This window comes from Rhodococcus spelaei (genome assembly GCF_006704125.1).
GTDB lineage: Bacteria > Actinomycetota > Actinomycetes > Mycobacteriales > Mycobacteriaceae > Rhodococcus_G > Rhodococcus_G spelaei.
In genome coordinates, this window is record NZ_VIGH01000005.1 from 401005 (window position 1) to 425053 (window position 24049).

19 protein-coding genes are annotated in these 24049 nt (G+C 68.2%); 14 read left to right on the forward strand and 5 right to left on the reverse strand.

From position 1 onward, the window contains the following. Positions 1-9 precede the first annotated feature (9 nt). The 4 genes from rpsD (at position 10) to truA (ending at position 3319) form a co-directional block, all read left to right on the forward strand. Entirely contained in the window at positions 10-615 is a 606-nt protein-coding gene (gene rpsD, locus FK531_RS13765; RefSeq protein WP_142100188.1) for a 30S ribosomal protein S4, read from the forward strand. Between the two features lie 115 nt (positions 616-730). Then, positions 731-1795, forward strand: a complete 1065-nt coding sequence (locus FK531_RS13770) for a DNA-directed RNA polymerase subunit alpha (RefSeq protein ID WP_142100190.1) — start codon at positions 731-733, stop codon at positions 1793-1795. Between the two features lie 34 nt (positions 1796-1829). Beyond that, positions 1830-2375, forward strand: coding sequence for a 50S ribosomal protein L17 (rplQ, locus tag FK531_RS13775; protein ID WP_142100192.1), 546 nt, complete (start codon positions 1830-1832; stop codon positions 2373-2375). A gap of 2 nt (positions 2376-2377) precedes the next feature. Beyond that, positions 2378-3319 carry a tRNA pseudouridine(38-40) synthase TruA gene (truA, locus tag FK531_RS13780; RefSeq protein WP_142100194.1) on the forward strand — a complete coding sequence of 314 codons (942 nt, stop codon included), beginning with the start codon at positions 2378-2380 and terminating at the stop codon, positions 3317-3319. Positions 3320-3325: 6 nt separating this feature from the next. Here truA and FK531_RS13785 read toward each other — a convergent pair whose 3' ends face one another. Continuing rightward, positions 3326-4468, reverse strand: coding sequence for an acyl-CoA dehydrogenase family protein (locus FK531_RS13785; protein WP_142100196.1), 1143 nt, complete (start codon positions 4466-4468; stop codon positions 3326-3328). A gap of 57 nt (positions 4469-4525) precedes the next feature. Here FK531_RS13785 and FK531_RS13790 point away from each other — a divergent pair, with 57 nt between their 5' ends. From FK531_RS13790 to FK531_RS13810, 5 genes are all read left to right on the forward strand, one after another. Next, entirely contained in the window at positions 4526-5101 is a 576-nt protein-coding gene (locus FK531_RS13790) for a TetR/AcrR family transcriptional regulator (protein ID WP_142100197.1), read from the forward strand. Between the two features lie 184 nt (positions 5102-5285). Next, positions 5286-7025, forward strand: a complete 1740-nt coding sequence (locus FK531_RS13795) for an Ig-like domain-containing protein (protein ID WP_142100200.1) — start codon at positions 5286-5288, stop codon at positions 7023-7025. A 78-nt stretch (positions 7026-7103) separates the two neighbouring features. Continuing rightward, a complete protein-coding gene (locus FK531_RS13800) occupies positions 7104-8261 on the forward strand; it encodes an Ig-like domain-containing protein (protein WP_142100202.1) in 1158 nt (385 codons plus the stop codon). Positions 8262-8332: 71 nt separating this feature from the next. Further along, entirely contained in the window at positions 8333-9214 is an 882-nt protein-coding gene (locus tag FK531_RS13805; RefSeq protein ID WP_142100204.1) for an Ig-like domain-containing protein, read from the forward strand. A gap of 96 nt (positions 9215-9310) precedes the next feature. Then, a complete protein-coding gene (locus tag FK531_RS13810; RefSeq protein ID WP_142100206.1) occupies positions 9311-9874 on the forward strand; it encodes an NADPH-dependent FMN reductase in 564 nt (187 codons plus the stop codon). Positions 9875-9881: 7 nt separating this feature from the next. On the opposite strand, the gene eccE is transcribed toward FK531_RS13810, so the two are convergent. Next, on the reverse strand, positions 9882-11483 hold the full coding sequence (gene eccE / locus FK531_RS13815; RefSeq protein WP_246098140.1) for a type VII secretion protein EccE: 1602 nt from the start codon (positions 11481-11483) through the stop codon (positions 9882-9884). A 143-nt stretch (positions 11484-11626) separates the two neighbouring features. Here eccE and eccB point away from each other — a divergent pair, with 143 nt between their 5' ends. Then, positions 11627-13093, forward strand: a complete 1467-nt coding sequence (eccB, locus tag FK531_RS13820; RefSeq protein ID WP_142100210.1) for a type VII secretion protein EccB — start codon at positions 11627-11629, stop codon at positions 13091-13093. Here the strand turns inward: eccB and mycP are convergent. After that, positions 13060-14397 carry a type VII secretion-associated serine protease mycosin gene (mycP, locus tag FK531_RS13825; protein ID WP_142100284.1) on the reverse strand — a complete coding sequence of 446 codons (1338 nt, stop codon included), beginning with the start codon at positions 14395-14397 and terminating at the stop codon, positions 13060-13062. The genes eccB and mycP overlap by 34 nt on opposite strands. A gap of 38 nt (positions 14398-14435) precedes the next feature. Continuing rightward, positions 14436-15905, reverse strand: coding sequence for a type VII secretion integral membrane protein EccD (gene eccD, locus FK531_RS13830; RefSeq protein WP_142100212.1), 1470 nt, complete (start codon positions 15903-15905; stop codon positions 14436-14438). A 196-nt stretch (positions 15906-16101) separates the two neighbouring features. Between eccD and eccCa the strand changes: the two genes are divergently transcribed. The 4 genes from eccCa (at position 16102) to FK531_RS13850 (ending at position 22231) form a co-directional block, all read left to right on the forward strand. Then, positions 16102-20088 carry a type VII secretion protein EccCa gene (gene eccCa, locus FK531_RS13835; RefSeq protein WP_142100214.1) on the forward strand — a complete coding sequence of 1329 codons (3987 nt, stop codon included), beginning with the start codon at positions 16102-16104 and terminating at the stop codon, positions 20086-20088. Continuing rightward, positions 20070-21431: a type VII secretion-associated protein gene (locus FK531_RS13840; protein ID WP_142100216.1), complete on the forward strand. Its 1362-nt coding sequence runs from the start codon at positions 20070-20072 to the stop codon at positions 21429-21431. The genes eccCa and FK531_RS13840 overlap by 19 nt, the downstream gene beginning before the upstream one ends. Positions 21432-21570: 139 nt before the next feature. Continuing rightward, positions 21571-21882 carry a WXG100 family type VII secretion target gene (locus FK531_RS13845; protein WP_142100218.1) on the forward strand — a complete coding sequence of 104 codons (312 nt, stop codon included), beginning with the start codon at positions 21571-21573 and terminating at the stop codon, positions 21880-21882. A 61-nt stretch (positions 21883-21943) separates the two neighbouring features. Next, positions 21944-22231, forward strand: coding sequence for a WXG100 family type VII secretion target (locus FK531_RS13850; protein ID WP_246098141.1), 288 nt, complete (start codon positions 21944-21946; stop codon positions 22229-22231). A gap of 76 nt (positions 22232-22307) precedes the next feature. Here the strand turns inward: FK531_RS13850 and FK531_RS13855 are convergent, their stop codons facing one another. Beyond that, on the reverse strand, positions 22308-23453 hold the full coding sequence (locus FK531_RS13855) for an alkaline phosphatase family protein (protein ID WP_181762946.1): 1146 nt from the start codon (positions 23451-23453) through the stop codon (positions 22308-22310). Positions 23454-24049: the final 596 nt, after the last annotated feature.

A 24049-nucleotide genomic window follows, 5' to 3' on the forward strand; every position in this document is an offset into this window, starting at 1 on the left:
TAGAAGAAAATGGCACGTTATACCGGCCCCATCACCCGCAAGTCGCGTCGTCTGCGCGTCGACCTCGTTGGAGGCGACCAGGCGTTCGAGCGTCGCCCCTACCCGCCGGGCCAGCACGGCCGCGCGCGGATCAAGGAGAGCGAGTACCTGCTCCAGCTGCAGGAGAAGCAGAAGGCTCGCTTCACCTACGGCGTCATGGAGAAGCAGTTCGTCCGCTACTACAAGGAAGCGGTGCGTCGCCCGGGCAAGACCGGCGAGAACCTGCTCCGCATCCTCGAGACCCGTCTCGACAACGTCGTGTACCGCGCCGGTCTGGCTCGTACCCGTCGTCAGGCTCGTCAGCTCGTGAGCCACGGTCACCTTCTCGTGAACAACAAGAAGGTCGACATCCCCAGCTACCGCGTCTCCCAGTACGACATCATCGATGTCAAGGAGAAGTCGCTGAGCACGCTGCCGTTCCAGGTTGCCCGCGAGACCGTCGGCGACCGTCCGGTTCCGGCGTGGCTCCAGGTCGTCCCGGGTCGCCTTCGCGTCCTGGTTCACCAGGAGCCCGAGCGCGCGCAGATCGACGTGCCGCTGCAGGAGCAGCTGATCGTGGAGCTGTACTCGAAGTAATGCCTTTCGACTCGTGCGCCTTTCCGATGGCTCCGGCCACCGGAAAGGCGCACGGGTGCCGAAGGCGCCATCCATCTGGGCGTCAAATAGCGGACGTCCGTACAGGAGGAAAACAATGCTCATTTCTCAGCGACCCACGCTGACCGAAGAGGTCATCGCTGACAACCGCTCGAAGTTCGTCATCGAGCCCCTTGAGCCCGGCTTCGGGTACACCCTCGGCAACTCGCTTCGCCGCACCCTGCTGTCGTCGATCCCCGGCGCTGCTGTCACCAGCATCCGCATCGACGGCGTCCTGCACGAGTTCACCACCGTTCCCGGCGTGAAGGAAGATGTCACCGACATCATCCTGAACCTCAAGGGTCTGGTCGTGAGCTCCGAAGAGGACGAGCCCGTCACCATGTACGTCCGCAAGCAGGGCCCCGGCGCCGTGACTGCAGGCGACATCGTGCCCCCGGCCGGCGTCACGGTGAACAACCCGGATCTGCACATCGCCACCCTGAACGACAAGGGCAAGCTGGAGATCGAGCTCGTCGTCGAGCGCGGTCGCGGCTACGTCCCCGCCGTCCAGAACAAGGCGTCCGGCGCCGAGATCGGCCGGATCCCGGTCGACTCGATCTACTCGCCGGTGCTCAAGGTCACCTACAAGGTGGAGGCCACCCGCGTCGAGCAGCGCACCGACTTCGATCGGCTCGTGCTGGACGTGGAGACCAAGAACTCCATCACCGCTCGGGACGCGCTCGCTTCGGCGGGCAAGACCCTGGTTGAGCTCTTCGGCCTCGCCCGTGAGCTGAACGTCGAAGCAGAAGGCATCGAGATCGGACCCTCGCCCGCCGAGGCCGATCACATCGCGTCCTTCGGGCTGCCGATCGAGGATCTGGACCTGACGGTCCGGTCCTACAACTGCCTCAAGCGCGAGGGTGTGCACACCGTCGGCGAGCTGGTTGGTCGCACCGAGTCCGATCTGCTGGACATCCGCAACTTCGGTCAGAAGTCCATCGACGAGGTGAAGGTCAAGCTGCATTCGCTCGGCCTGGCACTGAAGGACAGCCCGGCTTCGTTCGACCCCACCACCGTTGCCGGCTACGACGCCGCCACCGGAACGTGGAGCGACACCGACGCCGGCGCCTTCAGCGACACCGAGGGCAACGACCAGGACTACGCCGAGACCGAACAGCTGTAGACCAGCTCACTGGGTCCTTACTAGGAGATTCATCATGCCCAAGCCCAAGAAGGGTGCCCGCTTCGGCGGGTCGGCTTCGCACCAGAAGGCGATCTTCGCCAACCTGGCCACCGCGCTCTTCGAGCACGGTCGCATCACCACCACCGAGGCCAAGGCGAAGGCCCTGCGGCCCTACGCCGAGAAGCTCGTCACGCACGCGAAGGCCGGTACCCTGGCCCACCGTCGTGAGGTGCTCAAGGTCATCCGCAACAAGGATGTCGTGCACACCCTGTTCGCGGAGATCGGTCCGTTCTACGCGGAGCGCAACGGCGGCTACACCCGCATCATCAAGACCGTCCCCCGCAAGGGTGACAACGCTCCGATGGCGATCATCGAGCTCGTCAAGGAGCAGACCGTCACCTCCGAGGCCGACCGCGCGCGTCGCGTGAAGGCTTCGCAGGAGGCTCCGGCCGAGAACGTCGTGGAGGCCGTCGAGGCCGAGGCGACCGAGGCCGAGGTCGAGAACGCCGAGGCAGTCGTGGAGGGTCTCGAGGACGAGACCGCCACTGCCGCCGACGCGGACGAGGCCAAGAAGGACTAACGCTGAACGCGTCAGAACCTCGCAACGAACCCGCCGCCCCTCACCGGGACGGCGGGTTCGTTCGCTTTCGACTGGACATCACCTACGACGGCACCGACTTCTCCGGTTGGGCCCGCCAGCCCGGACTGCGCACGGTCTGCGGGGTGCTCGAGGAATCGATCTCGACGGTCCTGCGGGAGCCGGTGACGTTGACAGTCGCCGGCCGCACCGACGCCGGGGTGCACGCCTCCGGCCAGGTCGCGCACATGGACGTGTCCGCCGCGGCCGCGCCCGACGAACCGCAGCGCCTGGTACGCCGGCTCGCGCGTTTCCTGCCGCCGGACGTGCGGGTCAAGGCGGTCACCGCGGTGCCTGCGGAGTTCGACGCCCGCTTCTCCGCGATCCGCAGGCACTACGAGTACCGGATCACCACCGCACGCTACGGCGCCGAACCGTTGCGAGCGCGCGACACCGTCTCGGTGCCCAAGGATCTGGACCTCGACGCCATGCGGGCGGCGTCGGCAGGCCTGATCGGTTTGCACGACTTCGCGGCGTTCTGCCGTCGCAAGGAGGGCGCGACGACGATCCGCGAACTGCAGCGTTTCGACTGGGCTCGTTCCGATGATCGCCCCGCAGGCTCCGCTCGGGCCGATGCTCGCTCCGCAGGCTCCGCTCGGGCGGCCGAGGGCGACATCGTCACCGCCTACGTGAGCGCCGACGCATTCTGCTGGTCGATGGTCCGCAGTTTGGTCGGCGCGATGATCGCGGTGGGGGAGGGTCGGCGTACGCCGGAGTGGACGGTCGCCCTGTTGCAGGAGCGCGAGCGGTCGAGTGCGGTTCTCGTTGCGCCCGCGCACGGACTGAGCCTGGTCCGCGTCGACTACCCGGCCGACGCGGACCTCGCCGCGCGCAATGCCGCCACGCGCGAGGTCCGATCGGTTCCCGGCGGCTGCTGCGGCGACTGAGCCGGGTCAGCCCGCGAGGGAGCGCGCGATAACCAGGCGCTGAATCTGGTTGGTGCCCTCGAAGATCTGGGTGATCTTGGCCTCGCGCATGTACCGCTCGACGGGGAAGTCCTGGGTGTAGCCGTAGCCGCCGAACACCTGCACCGCGTCGGTGGTCACCTTCATCGCGGCGTCGGTCGCGACGAGTTTCGCGACGCTCGCCTGACGCGAGTACGCCAGTCCCGCATCCCGGCGTCGGGCGGCATCCAGGTAGGTCGCGCGCGCGGAGTCCACCGCGGCAGCCATGTCGGCGAGCAGGAATCCGAGGCCCTGGTGGTCGATGATCCGTTTGCCGAAGGCCTTGCGCTCCTTGGCATATGCGACAGCATCGTCGAGCGCGCCCTGGGCCAGCCCGACCGCGACGGCGGCGATGCCGAGCCGGCCGGAGTCCAGTGCGCTGAAGGCGATCGGGAGTCCCTGGCCCGGCGCGCCGATCATTCGGTCCTGCTCGACGAATGCGTCGTCGTAGTGCGCGGACGTGGTCGGGACCGCCCGCAGCCCCATCTTCTCCTCCGGCTTGCCGAAGCTCAAACCCTCGGTCGTACCGTCGACCAGGAAGCAGGAGATGCCCCGCGAACCGTCATCGCTGGTCCGCGCGAACAGGGTGTAGAAATCGGCGCGACCGCCGTTGGTGATCCATGCCTTCGAGCCGTTGATCCGGTATCCGCCCTCGGTCTCGGTGGCCTTGCAGATCAGCGCGGCGGCGTCCGAACCGGCCTGGGGTTCGGAGAGGCTGTAGGCGCCGATCTTCGTGCCGCTCAACATGTCCGGCAACCACCGCGCCTGCTGCTCGGCGGTGCCCCTGGTTGCGAGTGCGTAGCACGAGAGGCTGTGCACGCTGGTCGCGACCGCAACGGCCGCCCAGCGGGCTGCGAGTTCCTCGAGCACCTGCAGGTAGACCTCGTATGGCTGACCGCCGCCGCCGAACTCCTCGGGGTACGGCAGGCTCAGCAGTCCGGCCCGACCGAGTGCGGGAAACACTCCCTCGGGGAAGGTCTCGGTCTTCTCGTGCTCGTCGACCTTCGGTGCGAGCACCTTGTCTGCGACGTCGCGGGTCAGGTCGATGAGGTCGTGGGCTTCCTGGCTGGGAAGCAGGCGTTCGACGGGCACGGTGTACTCCTCGGAGAGAAACGGTACGGAAATCGATACTGCAGTACAGTTTTGCGTATGGCAACCCAGGCCCGTGGCGCTGCTCGTCGCGCACAGCTTCTCGACCAGCTCGTCGCGCTGCTACTTGCGGAGGGCTTTGCGCACTTCACGCTCGACGCCCTGGCCGGCAGGCTGCACTGTTCGAAGTCGACCCTGTACACGCTCGCGGACAGCAAGGAACGGTTGGTGCGCGTCGCGACCGTGCACTTCTTTCGCCGTGCCACCGAGCGGGTGGAGGAGCGACTTGCAAGCGCCGTCGGTGCCCGGGCGGGCATCGGTGCGTACCTCGAGGCGGTCGGCGAACAGCTGCGACCGGCTTCCATCCAGTTCATGGAGGACCTCGCCGCCAACGTGGTGGTCCGCGAGGTCTACGAACGGAACACCCGGTTCGCCGCCCGCCGGGTCCAGGAACTCGTCACCGGGGGCGTGCGTGCCGGTGAATTCCGGGAGGTGCACGCGGAGTTCGTCGCCGACGTGGTCACCTCGACGATGGTGCGGATCCAGCGTCGGCGGGTCGCCGAGGCCACCGGGCTCGATGATGCCCAGGCGTACGCGGAGCTGGCGACGCTCGTGACCAACGGTCTTACCGTTTGACACAAGACACGCCGAGCGACGCGCCGAGGGATGTGAACTGCGGAAACGATTCTGGACAGTTGTACAGTTGATTACGCAATTTTGGTCACGAAGCGGCTACACGTTAGCTAAAGTGACGTAACTTTCGCACGTATTGCCACCTGCAGGTCGGTACGAGTGCGGCCAGGGCAGATGGAGGGTGTGTATGTCTCGTCCGGTGATTCGCCGTGTCACGGCGGCGGTGAGTGCCGCGGCTGTGGTGGCGCTCGGTCTCGGGGTCGGCGGTGGTGTCGCGTCGGCGGCGCAGACGTCGGCGACCGTGACGGCCACGAATATCGTGGCGACGAAGGCGTTGCTGGGGACGGGGTCGGTGCATCCCGGGGATGTGGTGACGTATCGGACCAGTTTCTCGGTGAACAGTGCGATCGATCGGTACCTGAACAAGATCACCGATGTTCATCCGGCGGGGTTCACCTATGTGCCGGGTAGCGCGAAGGTGTCGACGTCGTCGGTGACGCCGTCGGTCGACGATGCGAACAACAAGGTGTCGGTGTCGAATTCGGCGAGTGCGTGGATGCTGTCGAAGACCGTCGGCCGGACGGTGTCGTTCGAGGTGTCGTACAAGGTTCCGGACAACGCGCCGGCGGGGACGTTCGACAGCGGTTTGACGTTCGACGTGAACACGTTCGGTTCGACTCAGACTTTCAACCCGATCGGTGTGACTGTCGACGTCCTGGCTCCGGCGGCGACGACCACGACGTTGACGGTGCAGGCGACGGCGACGACCGGTCAGGCCGTGGATCTGACGGCGTCGGTGTCGCCGTCGACCGCGGGTGGCACTGTGCAGTTCAAGGACGGCGCCACGGATATCGGTTCGCCGGTGACGGTGGTCGGTGGCAGCGCAACGCTGTCGCAGTCGTTTGCGACCGCGGGCGCGCATTCGATCACGGCGGTCTATTCGGGCGGCACGGGGTTTGCGGGTTCGACGTCGGCAGCGTCGACGGTGAACGTGTCCGCTCCTGATGTGGCGACGACGACTCAGCTGACGGTTCCGTCGACTGCGGTGACGGGTCAGCCCGTTGATCTGAAGGCCGTGGTGTCTCCGGTTCCTTCGGGTGGGTCGGTGCAGTTCAAGGACGGCGCCGCGAATATCGGTGGCCCGGTGAACCTGACCAACGGTGTTGCCACGTTGTCGCAGGCATTCACGAGCGCCGGTGCCAAGAGCGTCACGGCGGTGTTCTCGGGCATTGCCGGATTTACCGGGTCGACCTCTCAGGCCTCGACGGTCACGGTCTCCAACCCCGCGCCGAACGACGTTGCGACGACCACGGCTGTCGCGGCGCCGGGTTCGGCGAAGGTCGGTGTGGCGGTTGATCTGTCGGCGACGGTGTCGCCGGCGACGGCGGCGGGCACGGTGCAGTTCAGGGACGGCGGCTCGAACATCGGTGGTCCGGTGACCGTGACCAATGGTGTTGCGACGCTGTCGCAGACCTTCACCGCTGCGGGTGCGCACTCCGTCACCGCGGTGTTCTCGGGTGCCGCCGGGTTCCTCGGTTCCACGTCGCAGGCGTCGACGGTGACGGTGTCGGAGGCGTTGCCGTCCGATGTGGCGACCTCGACCGTGTTGACCGCTCCCGCGTCGGCGACTGCTGGTGTGGCCGTGGATCTGAAGGCTGCGGTCTCGCCTGCGACTGCGGGTGGCACGGTGCAGTTCAAGGACGGTGACACCCCGATCGGTGCTCCGGTGAACGTGACCAATGGTCAGGCGACGTTGTCGTACCCGTTCACCGCGACGGGTTCGCGCAACATCACGGCGGTGTACTCGGGTGCAGCCGGCTTCACGGGGTCGACGTCGGCCAAGTCCGTCGTCGAGGTCGCGGCGGCACCGGGTGGAGGTACCGGCGGTGGCACCGGCTCGCTCGGGTCGCTCTTCGGCTCGTCCTGATTTGTGAGCACGTGAGGTGTGGGGGCCGATCGTGCGTAATGCTCAGATGATCTTTCTCGGAACCAATGGAGGGTGTGTATGTCTCGTCCGGTGATGCGTCGCGTGGTGGCGGCGGTGAGTGCTGCTGGAGTGGTGGCGCTCGGTCTCGGGGTCGGCGGTGGTGTCGCGTCGGCGGCGCAGACGTCGGCGACCGTGACCACGGCCCAGATCAAGGCGACGAAGACGTTGCTGGGGACCGGCTCTGTATTCCCGGGCGAGGTGGTGACCTACAAGACCGAGTTCTCGGTCACGAGCGCCATCGATGCGTATCTGAACAAGATCACCGATGTTCATCCGGCGGGGTTCACCTATGTGCCGGGTAGCGCGAAGGTGTCGGCGGCGTCGACGTCGTCGGTGACGCCGGCCGTCGACGACGCGAACAACAAGGTGTCGGTGTCGAATTCGGCGAGCGCGTGGATGCTGTCGAAGACTGTCAACCGGACGGTGTCGTTCGAGGTGTCGTACAAGGTTCCGGACAATGCGCCGGCGGGGACGTTCGACAGTGGGTTGACGTTCGACGTGAACACCTGGGGTTCGACGCAGAAGTTCGATCCGATCGGTGTGACGGTCGACGTGAAGGCGCAGGCGGCGACCACGACGACGCTGACAGTCCCGCCGAACGCGACGACCGGTCAGGCGGTGGATCTGACGGCGTCGGTGTCCCCCGCGAATACCGGTGGCACAGTGCAGTTCAAGGACGGCGGCGCGAACATCGGCGCACCGGCGAACGTAGTGGACGGCAAGGCGGCGCTGTCGTACGCCTTCGCCGCGACGGGTTCGCACGACATCACCGCGGTGTACTCGGGTGTCCCAGGCTTCGCGGGCTCCTCGTCGGCGCCCTCGACGGTCACGGTGTCGCCTCCGGATGCATCCACCTCGACCGTCCTCAGTGTCGCCACCGACGCACAGGCCGGCACCGCGGTGATTCTCTCCGCCGCGGTGACCCCGGCCCCGAGCGGCGGCACGGTGCAGTTCAAGGACGGCAACACCCCGATCGGCGGACCGGTGATTCTCACCGACGGAACCGCGACGCTGCGGTTCACGTTCAACCTGGCCGGCGACCACCCGATCACCGCCGTCTACTCGGGCGCGCCGGGCTTCACGGGCTCGACCTCCGCATCCACCACTGTGAAGGTCAGTGACGGAAGCGGCACGGGCGGCGGCAACGGCTCGCTCACGTCCATCTTCGGCTCCTGAATCGGATCGCACACGGACTCGGATCCGGTGAGCCCAGCCCTGATCGTTGTGAAGACAAATGGAGGATCGATATGTCCAACACCGTGATACGGCGCGTTGCGGCGGCGGTGAGTGCCACCGCGGTGGTCGCGCTCGGTCTCGGAATCGGTGCCGCACCGGCATCGGCCGCACAGACGTCGGCGACCGTGACGACCGCTCAGATCAAGGCGACGAAGACGCTTCAGGGGAGCGGCACGGTATTCCCCGGGGACGTCGTGACCTACAAGACCGAGTTCTCGGTCACGAGCGCCATCGATGCGTATCTGAACAAGATCACCGATGTTCATCCGGCGGGGTTCACCTATGTGCCGGGTAGTGCGAAGGTGTCGGCGGCGTCGACGTCGTCGGTAACGCCGGCGGTCGACGATGCGAACAACAAGGTGTCGGTGTCGAATTCGGCGAGTGCGTGGATGCTGTCGAAGACTGTCAACCGGACGGTGTCGTTCGAGGTGTCGTACAAGGTTCCGGACAACGCGCCGGCGGGGACGTTCGACAGTGGTTTGACGTTCGACGTGAACACCTGGGGTTCGACGCAGAAGTTCGATCCGATCGGTGTGACGGTCGACGTGCAGGCGCCGGACACCGCAACCACGACCGGACTGACCGTCCCCGGTACGGCGACCGCCGGCACCGCGGTCGACCTCACCGCGTCGGTGGCCCCGGTTCCCTCCGGCGGCACGGTGCAGTTCAAGGACGGTGCCGCGCCGATCGGTGACCCGGTGCCCGTCGTGGACGGCAAGGCGACCCTGTCGCACACGTTCGACGCCAACGGAAGTCACGCTGTCACGGCCGTGTACTCCGGTGCGGGACGATTCCTCCAGTCGGTTTCGCCGAGCGTGTCGGTCAGCGTGTCCGGCGCGGGCAACGGCGGTGGCGGATCGGGTTCGCTCGGTTCCCTCTTCGGCTCGTCCTAGACAGCAGCGCCTGGTCGCTGTACCAGGCCACACGAGGCCCCCTTCCCACACCGGGCGGGGGGCCTCGTCGTGTCGGCGCCCGTGGTTCGATGGGGTGTGGACACAACACCGATTCGGCTCGAGGTGATCGTCGGGAGCGTCCGAGAGGGGCGGTTCGGTCCCGTCGTCGCCGACTGGTTCACCCGTCGGGCGCGCGCACACCCCGACTTCCACACCGACGTGCTCGATCTGGCCGACGCACGGTTGCCTGCGGACTTGTCGCGTACCCCCGAGTCCGACCGCTTCCGTGATCGGATCGCCGCGGCGGAGGCGTTCGTGATGGTGACCCCGGAGTACAACCACGGCTACTCCGGCGCGCTCAAGGACGCGATCGATTCCGCGAAGGAACAATGGCGGGCCAAACCGGTCGGATTCGTGTCCTACGGCGGCCTCTCCGGCGGACTTCGCGCCACCGAGCAACTGCGTCAGGTCGTCGCCGAGGTCCACATGGTCTCGATCCGCCAGACCGTGAGCTTCCATCAGGCACGCAAGCGGTTCGGTCCGGACGGCGAGACAGACGACGGCGCCGCCATCGACGGCTCGTCGCGACTGCTGGCGCAATTGGCGTGGTGGGCAGGGTCGTTGCGGTCGGCTCGGGCGGCGCAGCCCTACCCGGGCTGACGTCCGGTCAGGAGGTTGCTGGCACCGTGTCGACGGCCAGCGGGCGGCCGATGAACGCAGTCTCCTGGGCGATCGTGACGAGAATCAGGTCGAGCTGCCGCCCATTCGCGTGCACCACGATCCGGTCGCCCCGTGCCCCGGGCTGCACGATGGTGAGTGCGGCCTCGGTGTCGATCGGCTGCTGCGGTAACTCGCGGACCCGGATCGCGGTCGCCGGTCCGCCCAGCGGCCGGACCTCGGTGCCGTCGAAGACCACGGCAGTGAACGCCGGATCGAACCGGGTGGGGTCCAGCGCGAGCGCCAACCGGTCCGGCGTGGCGACAGACTCGACCAATGGTTCCCAATCCTGTGCTCGATCCGAATGGATCAGTATCCGCGCGCCGGTCGCGACGGCGCGGAACACCAGCTGCTGGGCGAGGTACAACTCGCCGAACACCTCGACGGTGGGGACCTCGGGTCCGGTGACCCGTGTGGTGATGCCGCGCCCGTCGTCGTCCGAGCCCAGCAGCTGACCGCAGCCCGAGGACGGCAGGTTCAGCGCATCGAGCCGCACGCGATCCACTCCGGTGAACGGGGTCAGCGAATCGAGGTGGGCGGGGGCGCCCGGCAGATTCGACGCCAGCGCGTCCGCGTGCCTGCCCGACATCGAGACCGGTCCGGGACGCTCCCGCGACTCGGGCACAGTGCAATTGGTCAGCCGGCAGGATGCCGCAACTCGCACTTCACCGGGGCGGGCACCCGGGCGCAGTCGCACGGTGACGGTCGTCCCGAGGCTGGGTCGTGCCCACAACGCGGCCAGCACCTCCGAACTCAGGGACCGCGGGTCGATCGCGAACCCGGAGTTGCACGCATCGGCCAGCGGTACGTGGTTCCACGCTCGGGTGAACGACTCGGGTCGGATGCCCCGGCCGATCTGTGTTGCGGCCGAACCGATCTGGGCCGCGGTCAGCAGTCGAGACGGCAGGCCGTGGTCGGCGAGGGTCCGAACGACGCGCTGCGCCGCGATCGACACGGTCCGAGCAGCCCCCTCGCTGCCGCCGCCCCGACTGGAGACCGACTCTGCCTCGGCCGTCGCATCGAGACGAAGTGCCAGCCAGACGGTTCGGACGGCGGTCGCGGGCAGCGGCCCGACCAGACGGTCGTAGACGTCGGCGGCGGGACTGCCTGCCACGGCGCGGTAGCCGTGGCTGATGACGTCGATACCGGACAGGTTGATGTCGTGCTGGGTCATCGACTCCGCGAGTGCGCCGACCGGAAGCAGGTGCACGGACTCGACGCCGTCGCGGCCGACCTGCGTGAGGTTCCCCGGAGCGGGCAGCACCTCGACGACCGCGGTCACCGATCCGCCGTCCCAGAGCAGTCCGACGACCGGACCCGACGGTGCGCGGAAGTCGGTCGTCTCGCCCAGTGCGGCGGCCCGCCGGATCGGGTAGCGCAGCAGCGTCGCCGCCCAGTCGAGCAGGCATCGGCCGCGGACCGGAACGAATCCGACCGCGGCTGCCACCAGACCGATTGCCAGGGTGGGCCACCACTCGAGCCCGATGACGGCCGCGATCGCGGCCACGGCCAGACCCGTCAGTTGTGCGGCGATCAGAGCGTGCACCGACACGGTCGGCCACAGTCGCCGACTCCGCCCCCGCGGTCCAGACACACTCATCCCCTCGCCCCCCAGTCCTGGCACACCCCCATGCCACGGCTCAGGGCGAACTGTACTGTGTGGCCCCGTAGTGCGCGCCACATGGGGGAGGAATCATGGCAGCACAGCCGACTACTCGTTGGCAGGTCAGTGGCTACCGCTTTCTGGTTCGACGGATGGAACACGCGCTGGTGCGCCGGGACGTGCGGATGTTGCACGACCCGATGCGCACCCAGTCGAGGGCGCTCGCAGTCGGGGCGGTGGTCGCGGTCGTGGGGCTCGCCGGATGCGCCGCGCTCGCGTTGATCCGACCGCAGGACAAGATCGGCGATGCGCAGATCGTCGTGGGCAAGGACTCCGGGGCGATGTTCGTCATGGTCGACGACACGTTGCATCCGGTGTTGAACCTGGCATCGGCACGACTTGTCGCCGGCGGCGCGGCCACACCGACGATCGTGAAGGAGTCCGAACTCGACACCCGGCCACGCGGCGCGTTGATGGGCATTCCCGGTGCGCCCTCGGCGCTTCCGCACGGGGAGCCTGCCGCCTGGGCGGTGTGCGATGCCATTGCCTCGGGCGGCAACCGCGCGCTCACGACGACGGTGATCGCGGGCGATCCGGTTCTCGGTGACCACGTGTCGGAACTGGGTGCGCAGCAGGCCCTGCTGGTTCGGAGCGCGGACACGACCTACCTCGTCTACGACGGGAAGCGGAGTCGGATCGACCCGAACGATCATGCGGTGTCGTTGGGGTTGGGGCTCGACGGAGTCGAACCGAGGCCGATCAGCGCTGGACTGCTCAACGCGATTCCCGAGGCGCCCGCCATCGCGCCGCCGGTTGTGGCCGATTCCGGTGGGGTCCCCTCGTATCCGATGCAGGACAAGACCATCGGATCGGTCGTGCAGGTTCAGGACGCGCAGGAGATCAAGTACTACGTGGTGCTCCGGGACGGCCTGCAACGGGTGAGTGAGGCCACCGCGAAGCTGATCCGGTATTCGGATTCGCAGGGCAGTGCCGGGATGGCCAGTGTCACCCCCGATGCCGTGTCGCGGGTGCCCCAGTCGAACGCACTGGCGGTGTCGAGCTTTCCGGCGACGGCACCGAAGGTCGTGGATGACCGGTCGAGTCCGGTGAGTTGCCTGTCCTGGCAACCGGTTCCGGGTTCGGACGGGTCGAAGGGCGACATCCGTGCCACCGTGTCGGTGATCGCGGGCAATGCGCTGCCCGTCCCCGCAGACGCCAAGGTGGTGACGCTCGCGCAGGCGGACGGATCCGGTGACAATGCGGACGCGGCGTACCTGCGGCCGGGCACGAGCGGGCTGGTGCACTCGACCGGCATCACCCCCACGAGCGAGCGTCGCGGGGCGATGTTCTTCGTCGCGGACACCGGCGTGCGGTATGGGGTCGAGAACGCCGAGACGGCAAAGCTTCTCGGATTCGATGACGAGGGCGCAGCGGCACCGTGGCCGATCCTGTCCCTGCTGGCGCCCGGCCCGGAACTCGGACGGCGGGCGGCCTTCCTCGCGCACGACGGGATGGCACCCGACGATCACCCGATGGTGGTGTCACCGCCCGCTCGCTGAAGCCGGCGGCGCAGCGGAAACGAGGCGAGCAGCCCGAGACCCAGCAGCGCGGCTACCCCGCCGGCTCCGGCGAGCGCGACGTCGCGGGGCCGGTGATCGGGCGGCGGGGCGGGGGCGGGGATCGCCAGCTCGACGGACTGGGTGCCGGGCCCGGCCCGGCCCGGCGCAGCGGTCACCGCGGCAAACGGATCGATCACGCCGTGGCCCACGTAGGGATCCCAGCCTGCTGCGGGGGCGTGCGCGGTCGCCTCGATCCGGTCCATCACCTGTCGCGCGGTCAGTTCGGGATACCGGGCCCGGATGAGCGCTGCGGTACCCGCCACGTACGGGGCCGCGAAGCTGGTGCCCTGGACCGGGCCCCCGTTCGTCGAGTCGGTCACCCCGGACGGCTGCAGGCGACGCGGGTCCAACGAGGTGATGTCGGTGCCGGGAGCGGCGACGTCCACCCATGGACCCGGCAGGGTGAACTCGGACGGTGAACCGTCGGGATTGACCGAGCCCACCGCGAGAACCTGGTCGTCGTACCAGGCGGGTGTCGCGATGGTCGTGACGGAATCCCACAGATTCGCGTGTGGTGTCGCGGGATTCGGTGCCGGATTCGACGTGCGGCACGTGTCGCTGTCGAGGTTTCCAGCAGCCGCGACGATGACGACGTCCTTCACGCGCGACGCATAGTCGATGGCCGCACCCAGCGCGGGGTTGTCGCCCGACCCGGCCGGTATACAGGCGACTTCGGAGATGTTGACGACCGTCGCACCCAGGTCCGCTGCCCGACGGATTGCGCTCGCGAGGGTGCCGACATTGCCGACGCCGCGCGCGTTCTGGCCCTCCGCATCGCGGCGGCCGCCGACCTCGCGGTAGATGTTGCTGGACTGCCGGATACTGAGGATCCGGGCGTCCGGTGCGACGCCCGCGAAACCCGTTTCCGGACTTCGCGTCGCCGCGATGATGCCCGCGACGAGTGTGCCGTGACCGTCGCAGTCCGACGTGCCGTCGCCGCTGGACACGTAGTCCCCACCGGGGATCAGTCCGGGGAGTCGGCTGTGCCGTTCCACACCGGTGTCGATGACCGCGACGACCTGGCCGCGGCCGGTGCTGAGCGGCCACACCGCTTCCAGGTCGAGTGCCCGTTGCGGTGTGGGCGTCTGTGCGAGATCGGCGGCGGGTGCGGTCACCGTGCAGGGGTCACGCAGTTCGGTCGGCGGCGGCACCGGTGCCGAATTGGGTGGCAGCCGACCGGGATCGACGGTCGGTGGCGGCACGGCGGCCGCGACCGCAGGGTTCGCGCCGACGGCGAGGACCATGCCGACCAGGGCGACCCGCAGCCGGGAACCGCGGCGCGTCACAGGCCACGCATGGTCGCGAACAGTCCGGAGACCCAGCAGACCAACGGAATCACCGCGGCGATGGCCGCGTAGTCGAGCAGTTCGACGCAACGGCGCAGGACCGGCGAGAAGGTGTGGTTGGGCGCGAGCACGCCGAGCGCCATTGCGGCACAGACGCCGAGGACTGCCACCGCGAAGACCGCCGGCGCCTGGCCGGGACTGGTGACGGCCGCACCGACGAGGAGCGCGACGAGGATCGCGGCGCCCGAGGAGATCAGTGGGACGGCCTGGGCAGCGCTCGCGTAAGCCCGTCCGCGCAGCATCAGCACGGTCGCGCACACCACAGCCAGGACCGTTCCCGGCCAGTAGATCCCGCCGTCGGTGAATGTGCCGGCCGCCAGCAGCGCACCACCTGTCGCGGTCACGGCGGTCGCGACGACCAGACCGGTCAGGTACTGACGAGCCTGCGCGGCCTTGGCCTCGAGGCCGACGAAGGAGGGCAGGGGACCGGGTGCGGCTTCGTCCAGTTCCTCGGCGTCGAGCGGGGATCCCGGTGCCGGGACCGGGGGCAGCGGAAGCTTCGCGAGCAGCATTGCCAGCCGTGGCGCGACGGCGAGGCCTGCGAGGGCGGCCGCGACGACCCCGGCGCCGATCGAGTCGGTGGGGAGTTCGGTCGCGGCGCCGACCGCGGCCGCCGCACCTGCCAGCAGGGATCCGGCGGCGGTGGCCGTGCACAGTGCGAGGCCCACCCCGCTCGTCCGCATCGCCAGGATCGCGGCGGCGGCACAGGTGACCGAGCCGAGGAGCAGGTTGGCCGCGCCGAGGTGGCCCGGTACCAGCAGCGCTCCGGCCGTCGCGGCCACCGGCAGTGCGAACCCGCACAGGGCGGTGGCGGACGGGCGGTCACCGTAGACCCGGCTGACCACCACTCCCGCAGTCAGCAGCAGGGCCGCCACCACCAGGGCGGCGAAAGCTCCCACGAGGCTTTCGGACTCGGCTCGGGACCGCAACAGTGCCATCGATCCGGCGAGGATGGCGGTGCTTGCCGTGGCGATGCCTGTCGCGCGCGCGGTCGCCGGGGTCCAGCGACGGAAGTTCTGGGCGTCGATCGCGGCGACGTTGTGCATGAGGTCGTCGAACAGCGGTGCCGGCGCGCGGGTCGTGGCGGAATGCAGGACGAGCAGGTCGCCGTCGAGAATCCCGTGCTCGTCGAGGCTGAGTGTGGACGACAGCGGCGCCTGGCCGATCCGGGACAGTACCCATTCGGTCGCCTCGGTTGTCGACCGTGTGCTCGTGTGATCATCTGATGCACCGTGCATTTCGATCATGTCGACGATGCCGGGCAGGATCAGCGCGAGCGGCACGCCGAACGGCAGCGCCAGGTCGACCTGGGTCTGGTCGGTGAGAACCGTCAGTCGGCACAGATCCGTGCGTGCGCTGCGTCGGCCGGCTGTCGTGCCCGCGATCGCGCCGAGATTGTCCGTCACTGTCGTCCCCCCGCCCGATGCGCGCAGGTCCCCACCTGCGCGGTTCCGTGTCGGAACACGGGCACTCTACACAGAGTCGGGGGCTCGAGGGGTGCCGCGGGCACTCGAGATGGGTTACTCTTCGGCGCTCGACGTTTCGGTCCTGGGGAGGGGCCGCCGCGGGCGAACTGCTGAAGGACCAGGGGGGTGAACGCGCGTGAGCACCGTGCGATTCGTACGCAGACCGCGCCGCGAGGTACCGCGCGCACCTGGCGGCGAGCTCAGCCTGCAGCCGCCCCCGGAGATACCGAAGATCGTTCCGGGCAACCTGCTGACCAAGATGCTGCCCCTCGTGATGGTCGTGGCGATGCTCGGCATGGTCGCGCTGATGTTCACCTCGGGGATGGCCTCGAACCCGATGTCGTTGCTGTTCCCGGTGATGATGGTCGTCTCGATGCTGGGCATGCTCGCCGGCGGAGGCAAGGGTGGAGGCGCCCGCTCGGCGGAGGCCAACGAGGACCGCAAGGACTACCTGCGCTACCTCGACCAGTTGCGGCGCGACGTCTACGACACCGGGGATCAGCAGCGTGCGGCGCTCGAATGGAGCCACCCCGAACCCGGGTTGTTGTGGACCCTGGCCGGTTCCACCCGAATGTGGGAGCGACGCGTCACCGATCCGGACTACTGCCACGTGCGGGTCGGGGTCGGCAGCCAACGGTTGGCGACCCGGCTGATCGCACCGGAGACCGGTCCGGTCGAAGATCTCGAGCCCGTCGCGGCGGTCTCGTTGCGGCGCTTCGTGCGCACCCATTCCGTCGTGCACGAGCTTCCGACGGCCGTGTCGCTACGCGGATTCGCAGCCGTCGGTCTGGAGGGCGACCGCGCGGTCGCCCGGGACCTGGTGCGCTCGATGCTGGTGCAGCTGTGCACTTTTCACGGCCCCGATCAGGTGCAGATCGCGGTGGTGTGTGGCCCCGACACGGCCTCCGAGTGGGAGTGGGCCAAGTGGCTCCCGCATGCCCAGCACTCCGAGTCGGCGGACGGTGTGGGGACAACTCGGATGGTCTTCGGTTCATTGATGGAGCTGGAGAACACGCTGGGCGACCACCTGGCGATGCGCGCGCGGTTCTCCCGAACCGCACCGCCGACCGCGGGTGTCCCGCAGTTGATCGTCGTGGTCGACGGCGGGATCACCGACGGGGGCAGCCTGCTCGACGAGGGGCTCGACTCGGTCACGGTGCTCGACTTGAGCGGGTACCGCCCGTCGTTGTCCGCCACCCGCGGGATCCAACTTGTCCTCACCGACGGATCGCTCGGCGCCCGCAGCGGATCGGGCATCGAGACGTTCGCCAGGGCGGACCAGCTCAGCACCCACCAGGCGCAGACTGCCGCCCGTCGCCTGGCGCCGTACCGTTCGTCCTCGCAGGTCGACACCGACACGGGGGAACCGGACGGACAGCCAGTCGCGAGTTGGCAGCAGTTGCTCGGCATTCCCGATGTCGCGGCCCTCGACACCGATAGGGCGTGGGCGCCGCGGACTGCGCGCGAACGGCTGCGGGTCCCGATCGGCGTCGGCGCCGACGGCGCGCCGGTGGAGATCGACCTCAAGGAGGCCGCGGAGAACGGAATGGGCCCGCACGGGCTGTGCATCGGGGCCACCGGATCCGGCAAGTCGGAGTTCTTGCGGACACTCGTACTGGGTCTGCTCGCGACGCATTCGCCGGACGCCCTGAACCTGGTGCTCGTCGACTTCAAGGGCGGTGCCACCTTTCTCGGGCTCGACGAGGCGCCGCACGTGGCGGCCGTGATCACGAACCTGGCCGAGGAACTGGCCATGGTCGACCGCATGCGGGACGCGCTGGCAGGCGAGATGAACCGGCGTCAGGAGCTGCTTCGTGCTGCGGGCAACTTCGCGAACGTCACCGACTACGAGAAGGCCAGGGCCGCAGGGGCCGACCTGGCGCCGCTCCCCGCGCTGTTCGTCGTCGTCGACGAGTTCTCCGAACTGCTCAGCCAACAACCCGAATTCGCCGACCTGTTCGTCGCGATCGGCCGGCTGGGGCGGTCGCTGCACATGCACCTGCTGCTGGCGAGCCAGCGTCTCGAGGAGGGCAAGCTTCGTGGACTCGACAGTCACCTGTCGTACCGGATCGGATTGAAGACCTTCTCCGCCAACGAGTCCCGAACCGTGCTCGGTGTTCCCGACGCCTACCACCTGCCCGCGGCTCCCGGTTCTGGCTACCTCAAGTGTGACTCCGCGGAGATCGTCCGGTTCTCGGCGGCCTACGTCTCGGGGCCGTGCCCGCGAGGCCGAACCGTCGAGGCGATCGCGAGCTCCACGTCACCGGTGGACCTCAAGCCCCGCCCGTTCACCGCGGCGCCGGTCGCAGAGGAGTTCGAGGAGCCGGCCCGGGTCGTCCAGGCTGCCGAGCCCGTGACCGAGGAGGCCGGTGCGCACCGCACCGTCCTCGAGACCGTGGTCGACCGGATTCGTGGTCGCGGGTCCGCGGCACACCAGGTGTGGTTGCCGCCGCTCGAGGAGCCGCCCACCCTCGACCAGTTGCTGCCTCGGTCTGTTCTGAATGCCCCGGTGTCGGGAATCAGCTCGTTGCGGACGCCGATCGGCGTCGTGGATCGTCCCTACGACCAGCGGCGTGACCTGCTGACTGTCGACCTGTCCGGGTCTGCGGGCAACATCGCGATCGTCGGTGGTCCGCAGTCCGGCAAGTCGACCGCACTACGCGCGCTGGTCGTGTCGATGTCGCTGACCCACTCTCCGGGCCAGGTGCAGTTCTACTGTCTCGACTTCGGCGGTGGCACGCTGACCGGGATGTCGGGTCTTCCGCACGTCGGATCGGTCGCGAACCGGCTGGACGTCGATCGGGTGCGACGCACCGTCGCAGAGATGAACACCGTTGTCCGTCGGCGTGAGCATCGATTCCGGGAGCTCGGCATCGACTCGATGACAGAGTTCCGGCGGTTGCGAGCGGGCGGTGGCGCCGGGGCGATCACGCAGGATCCGTTCGGCGACGTGTTCCTGATCGTCGATGGTTGGCAGAGCATTCGCCAGGACTTCGAACCGCTGGAAGGGCAGATACAAGCCTTGGCGAGTCAGGGTTTGTCCTTCGGTGTGCACGTCGTCGTCACCGCCTCGCGGTGGGGCGAGATCCGGCCTGCGCTCAAGGACCAGCTGGGAACGCGGATCGAGCTCCGGCTCGGTGATCCGTCGGACTCCGACGTAGGCAGGGCCAAGGCTTCTCGAGTCCCCGAGGGCCGTCCCGGTCGGGGAATGACCCGCGACGGTCTGCACCTGCTGGCGGCGTTGCCCCGAATCGACAGCCGAACGGACACAGTGGATCTGACCGCGGGCGTCGCCGACGCCGTTGCGCGGATCACGGCCGCGACCGTCGGACAGTCGGCCCCGCCGGTACGCATGCTGCCGGACCGGTGCGCACGTCCCGATGTCCTCGCCGCCGCACCCGACTGGCCGTCCGCGACCGGCGAGGCGCCGAACCTTCGCATCCCCATCGGCATCGACGAGGCGGATTTGGCGCCGGTGTACCTCGACTTTGCCACGCAGTCGCACCTGCTGGTGTTCGCGGACGGCGGCGCGGGCAAGACCACCCTGCTGCGCGGGATATGCGCCGGCATCGTCGAATCGAACACCCCGCAGCAGGCGAAGATCATTCTCGCGGACTACCGGCGCACCATGCTCGGAGTAGTACCGGAGAATCACCTTGCCGGCTACGCGCCGTCCGCGACCACGCTGACCACCATGATGAACGATCTGGCGTCGGTGCTCGCCGGTCGAATGCCGGATTCCAATGTCACACAACAACAGTTGAGGGATCGAGACTGGTGGACCGGTCCCGAGATCTACGTGGTGGTCGACGACTACGACCTCGTTGCAACCTCGAGCGGCAATCCGTTGACGCCGCTCCTCGACTACCTCGCGCAGGCGCGGGACGTCGGTCTGCACGTGATCATCGCCCGCCGGTCCGGCGGTGCGGCGAGGGCACTCTACGAGCCGGTGATCGCCCGGCTCCGGGATCTGGTGTCCGCGGGCCTGGTGATGAGCGGCAGTCGCGACGAGGGCAACCTGATCGGCACGGTTCGTCCGGACGAGATGCCCCCCGGACGCGGAAACCTGGTCACGCGATCGGGTACTGCGCTGGTGCAGATCGCGTGGCTGCCCCCGCTGTGACCGGCGGCCGAGTGCTGGCCGTCCATTTCGCCGAGACTGCGGCGTGGGCGCGGTGTGACGACCATCAGTGGCAGTGCAGTGCCGCGGTTTTCGTCGACGACGGCAGACTCAGGTTCGGTCCGTGGCCTACCGCGGCACCGGCGACGTCGGTGGAGGCGGCACCGATCCGGTTCGTGGACGACGAGTTCCTGGTGCTCGGCGCGGGCGTGTTCCCGATGGGCGAGGTGCTCGGCGGTCTGATCCGGCACGTGGTCGGCCGTTGCCCGGCGCCCGGACCGGTGGATCTGCTGGTGCTGACCTGTCCGGCGTACTGGGGCGTCGGCCGGCGCAGCAGGCTGGCGGCTGCGGGCCGCGTGGTTGCCGACGAGGTCCACGTCGTGTCCGTGCCGGAGGCGTTGTTCCGCGGACTCGCCGTGCGGCCGACGGGCAGTGGGCTGGTGCTCGAGGTGGGTGTCCTCGAGTCCGTGGCGGCTCGGCCCGGCGCGGCCGACTGCATCCGGTTCGCCGAGTGTGGCAGTGTGGATCTTACCGAGACATATGGTGCGGCAAGCAATTTCGCGGAGAACCTGCAACGGCGGTGGTCGGGGACGCCGTCGTGGATCGCGATCACCGGGGAGCTGCCGGCCGGCACCGCTCGCGCGCTGGTCGAGGCGTTGGGGTCCGAGCGGGCGGTGTCGGTGGTCCCGGGGTCCGTCGTGGCCTCGGGCGCATTCGAGTGGGGCTGCGAACTCGTGCACCTGTTCCCGTCCGCACAGGAGGCCGCATCCCACACTGTCGCGTCACGCCGTCGCTTCCGGCCTGCCCGGCTGACAGTTGCGGCGCTCTCGGTCGCGATGGCCGGGGCGGTGGGAGCGGGCGCACTCGCCTGGATGGGGAGCGAGGACAGCGACATCGATGCGGCGCCGGTAGTCGTGCGGGCCGAGCCGCAGCGCGTGAGCGCGGGGAGGGCGACGGTGACAGTGCCTGCGGACTGGCATGCTCGCGATACCGGCCGCCTCGACCGGGTCGAGCTGGTACCGGACGACGGCACTCCCGCGCGAATCCTGGTGGTGCGTACGGAACTCGCGCCGGACGCCGATCTGACCGCAGTCGAGTCGACGCTGCGGGACCGGATAGCGGAGCGTCCCGCTGAGGTCGGATCGCTCGAGCGGATGGACGTCGATGCGCGACAGGGGTTGTCGTATGTCGAGTCGCCGGATCCCGGTTCGCGGGTGCGCTGGCGAGTGTTCGTCGGCGACCAGCTTCAGATCAGCATCGGATGCCAGACGGTCCCGGAGCGCGTAGCTGCCCTCGACGAGCGCTGTGACCAGGTGACGAGGTCGCTCACCGTGGCCGACCGGTGACCACGAGCGACGCGGCGAAAACTCGTCGAGATCCGGCGGAACCGAAACACCCCGGGTGCGCGTCCAACTATCTGTAGGCGGTCCGACGACGTCCATCAGGGCGCGAACCCACGGACCCGAACTGAGTGAGGAGTGGGTCATGGGGGATTTCAAGACAACCTCGGAGGAGATGGAGATCGCGTCCCAGCGTGTGAAGGACGCGAACGAACAGATCCAGGGACACATCGCCGCGATCCGGGGACAGGTCGACCAGCTCCAGGGTCTGTGGCGGGGAACCGCCAAGGGTTCGTTCGACGGATTGATGGCCCGCTGGGAGGCCAGCGGCAAGAAGCTCAACGACGCGCTCATGGGGATCAGCGAGAACATCAAGACGAACGGTGTGAGGTTCTCCGAGGCTCAGGATGCGCACACCACCGCCATCAACAACGCGGGCGGCAGCCTCAACCTCTGACCATCGACCACAACCCAACCGGGCGACGTCGAACACATTCACACACTTCCAGGGGGACAACATGGACGAGATCCTTTACAACTTCGGAGCCATCGAGGCCGTCGCGGCGGGCATCAAATCCACCAGCGGGGTGCTCGACCAGACACTCTTGGATCTGAAGAAGTACGTCGAGAGCCTTGCCGTGGTGTGGGGCGGCCGCGGCGCCGAGTCGTACCAGCAGCATCAGGCGCAGTGGGACTCCGCTGCCGCGGAACTCCACCAGATCCTCGAGGCCATCGGCCGGGCGGTCGGCACCGGTAATGACGACATGAACGCGACGGATCGAGCGGCAGCGAGTAGCTGGAACTGAGATCGCACGCATTCATGTACGAGGAAATCCCCGGGGGAGGAGAGCCCCCGGGGATTTTCTCTGTCCGGGGCAGGTTTCAGGATCGGTGGACCAGCAGCGGGACATTCAGCTCGGCCGAGGTGAGCGAACCGTGGTGCCCGATCAGCGTCGACTGCAGCGGTTCGGCGCCGCTGCGGATCAAAGCGCCCGAGCCCCTTGCCACGGCGATGACGTCGCCGATCGCCACCTCGGCGGCAGCAGTCACGACCGGTCCGAACCAGCCGGCACCGACCGCCTCGTCCCGCGACAGCACGGCGTAGTCGTCGCCGAGCCGCTCGGTCCAGCGCGCATGCACCTCTGCGGCGGCACCGATCTCGGTGTACACGTGCCTGGCCCGAGGCTCACCGCCGATCGTGCGAACGCCACGGCTGAGTGCGGGGTCGGCGTCCAGGTCGACGGGGGAGCGCACGTCGACCATGCCGTGGTCGGCGGTGACGATCAGGGCGCTGTCTGGAGGGAGTCGGTCGGCGAGCTGCCGGGCGAGGAGATCGACCTGCGTGAGTTCGAGTGCCCACGCGGTGGATTCCACGCCGCGTGCGTGGCCGGTGAGGTCGAGTTCGCCGTGGTACGCGTAGACGAGTGAGCGATCGCCTTCGGTGAGCGCGGACGCGGCGCCGTCGACCAGATCGCCCATGGAGAAGCTCGGCCGGAACGTGCCGCCGCGCAACACAGCGCGGGTCAGTCCGGATTCGTGCTGGTAGGGCGGGCAGACCCGGGTGACGGCGACGCCACCCGCCGCGGCGCGCTCGAATGCGGTCGGGTTCGGCTGGAACTCCTCGGGGACCAGCTCACGGAGCAGGTCCACTCGCGGCCCCGGACCGTGCAGTCGCCACTTGAGTGGATTCATCGGGCGGTCCTGACCCGGCACCGCGATGAGGTAGCCGGCAAGAGCATGTTCGCCCGACGGACGTCCGGTGCCGAGCGAGGCGAGGCTGGTGGAGGTGGTGGTCGGGAAGCCCGCAGTCAACGATCGCCCGGCGAGGCTCGAGAGAAACGGGGCAGAGTCGGCCCTGGCCGCGAGCTGCTCGGCACCGAGGCCGTCGACGAGCAGGACACAGACGCGGGAGACGCCGTCCAGGTCGAGGCCGATGGGATCGGATTCGCCGGGTACGCCGAGATGAGCGAGGACCGCGGGCACGAGGTCGGACAGCGACGACCGGCCGTAGAGGGGCGCAAGGAGCATGGAATCAGGCTATCGGCGCATCGCGGGGTTGATCCGGCCTTCGAGGAACGCCCTTGGTGGCGCAAGTTAGCCCTGTGACTAGGCGATTTGACGTGGTGTGGGTCGTCGCGTAACTTTTGTCGAGTCAGAGCGACACGGACACCGACCCGGACCGAGAGGTGCGGGACACGAGGTTGGACGAAGGCGCCTGGCCAATCCGAAGTTTCCCGGCCAGTGTATGGTTGGTGCTTCACCGCCTGTCCTCCAGTTGTTTCCCCGGATTTTGTTCGGGTGTGCGGCTGGGTTAGGCTGGAACAGTTGCCCCGGAGAGGCCGAGCATGACTCGGAATTGATGGTGTGTGCGTGTTCTTTGAGAACTCAACAGTGTGCCGATGAATGTCAGTGCCAAATGTTTTTGGTACTCCACCCCGCTTTTGTGGGGTGGGTATTGCTGACCGTCTCATTCTTCCGTCTGAGAGGGTCAGTGTTTTTTAAGCTAGTTTGAGTTTTTGATCGCTAGTGATTTGACTCGATGTCTATGACTGATTGCCGGCTTGCCGGTCATCTAGAGTCTTCAACGGAGAGTTTGATCCTGGCTCAGGACGAACGCTGGCGGC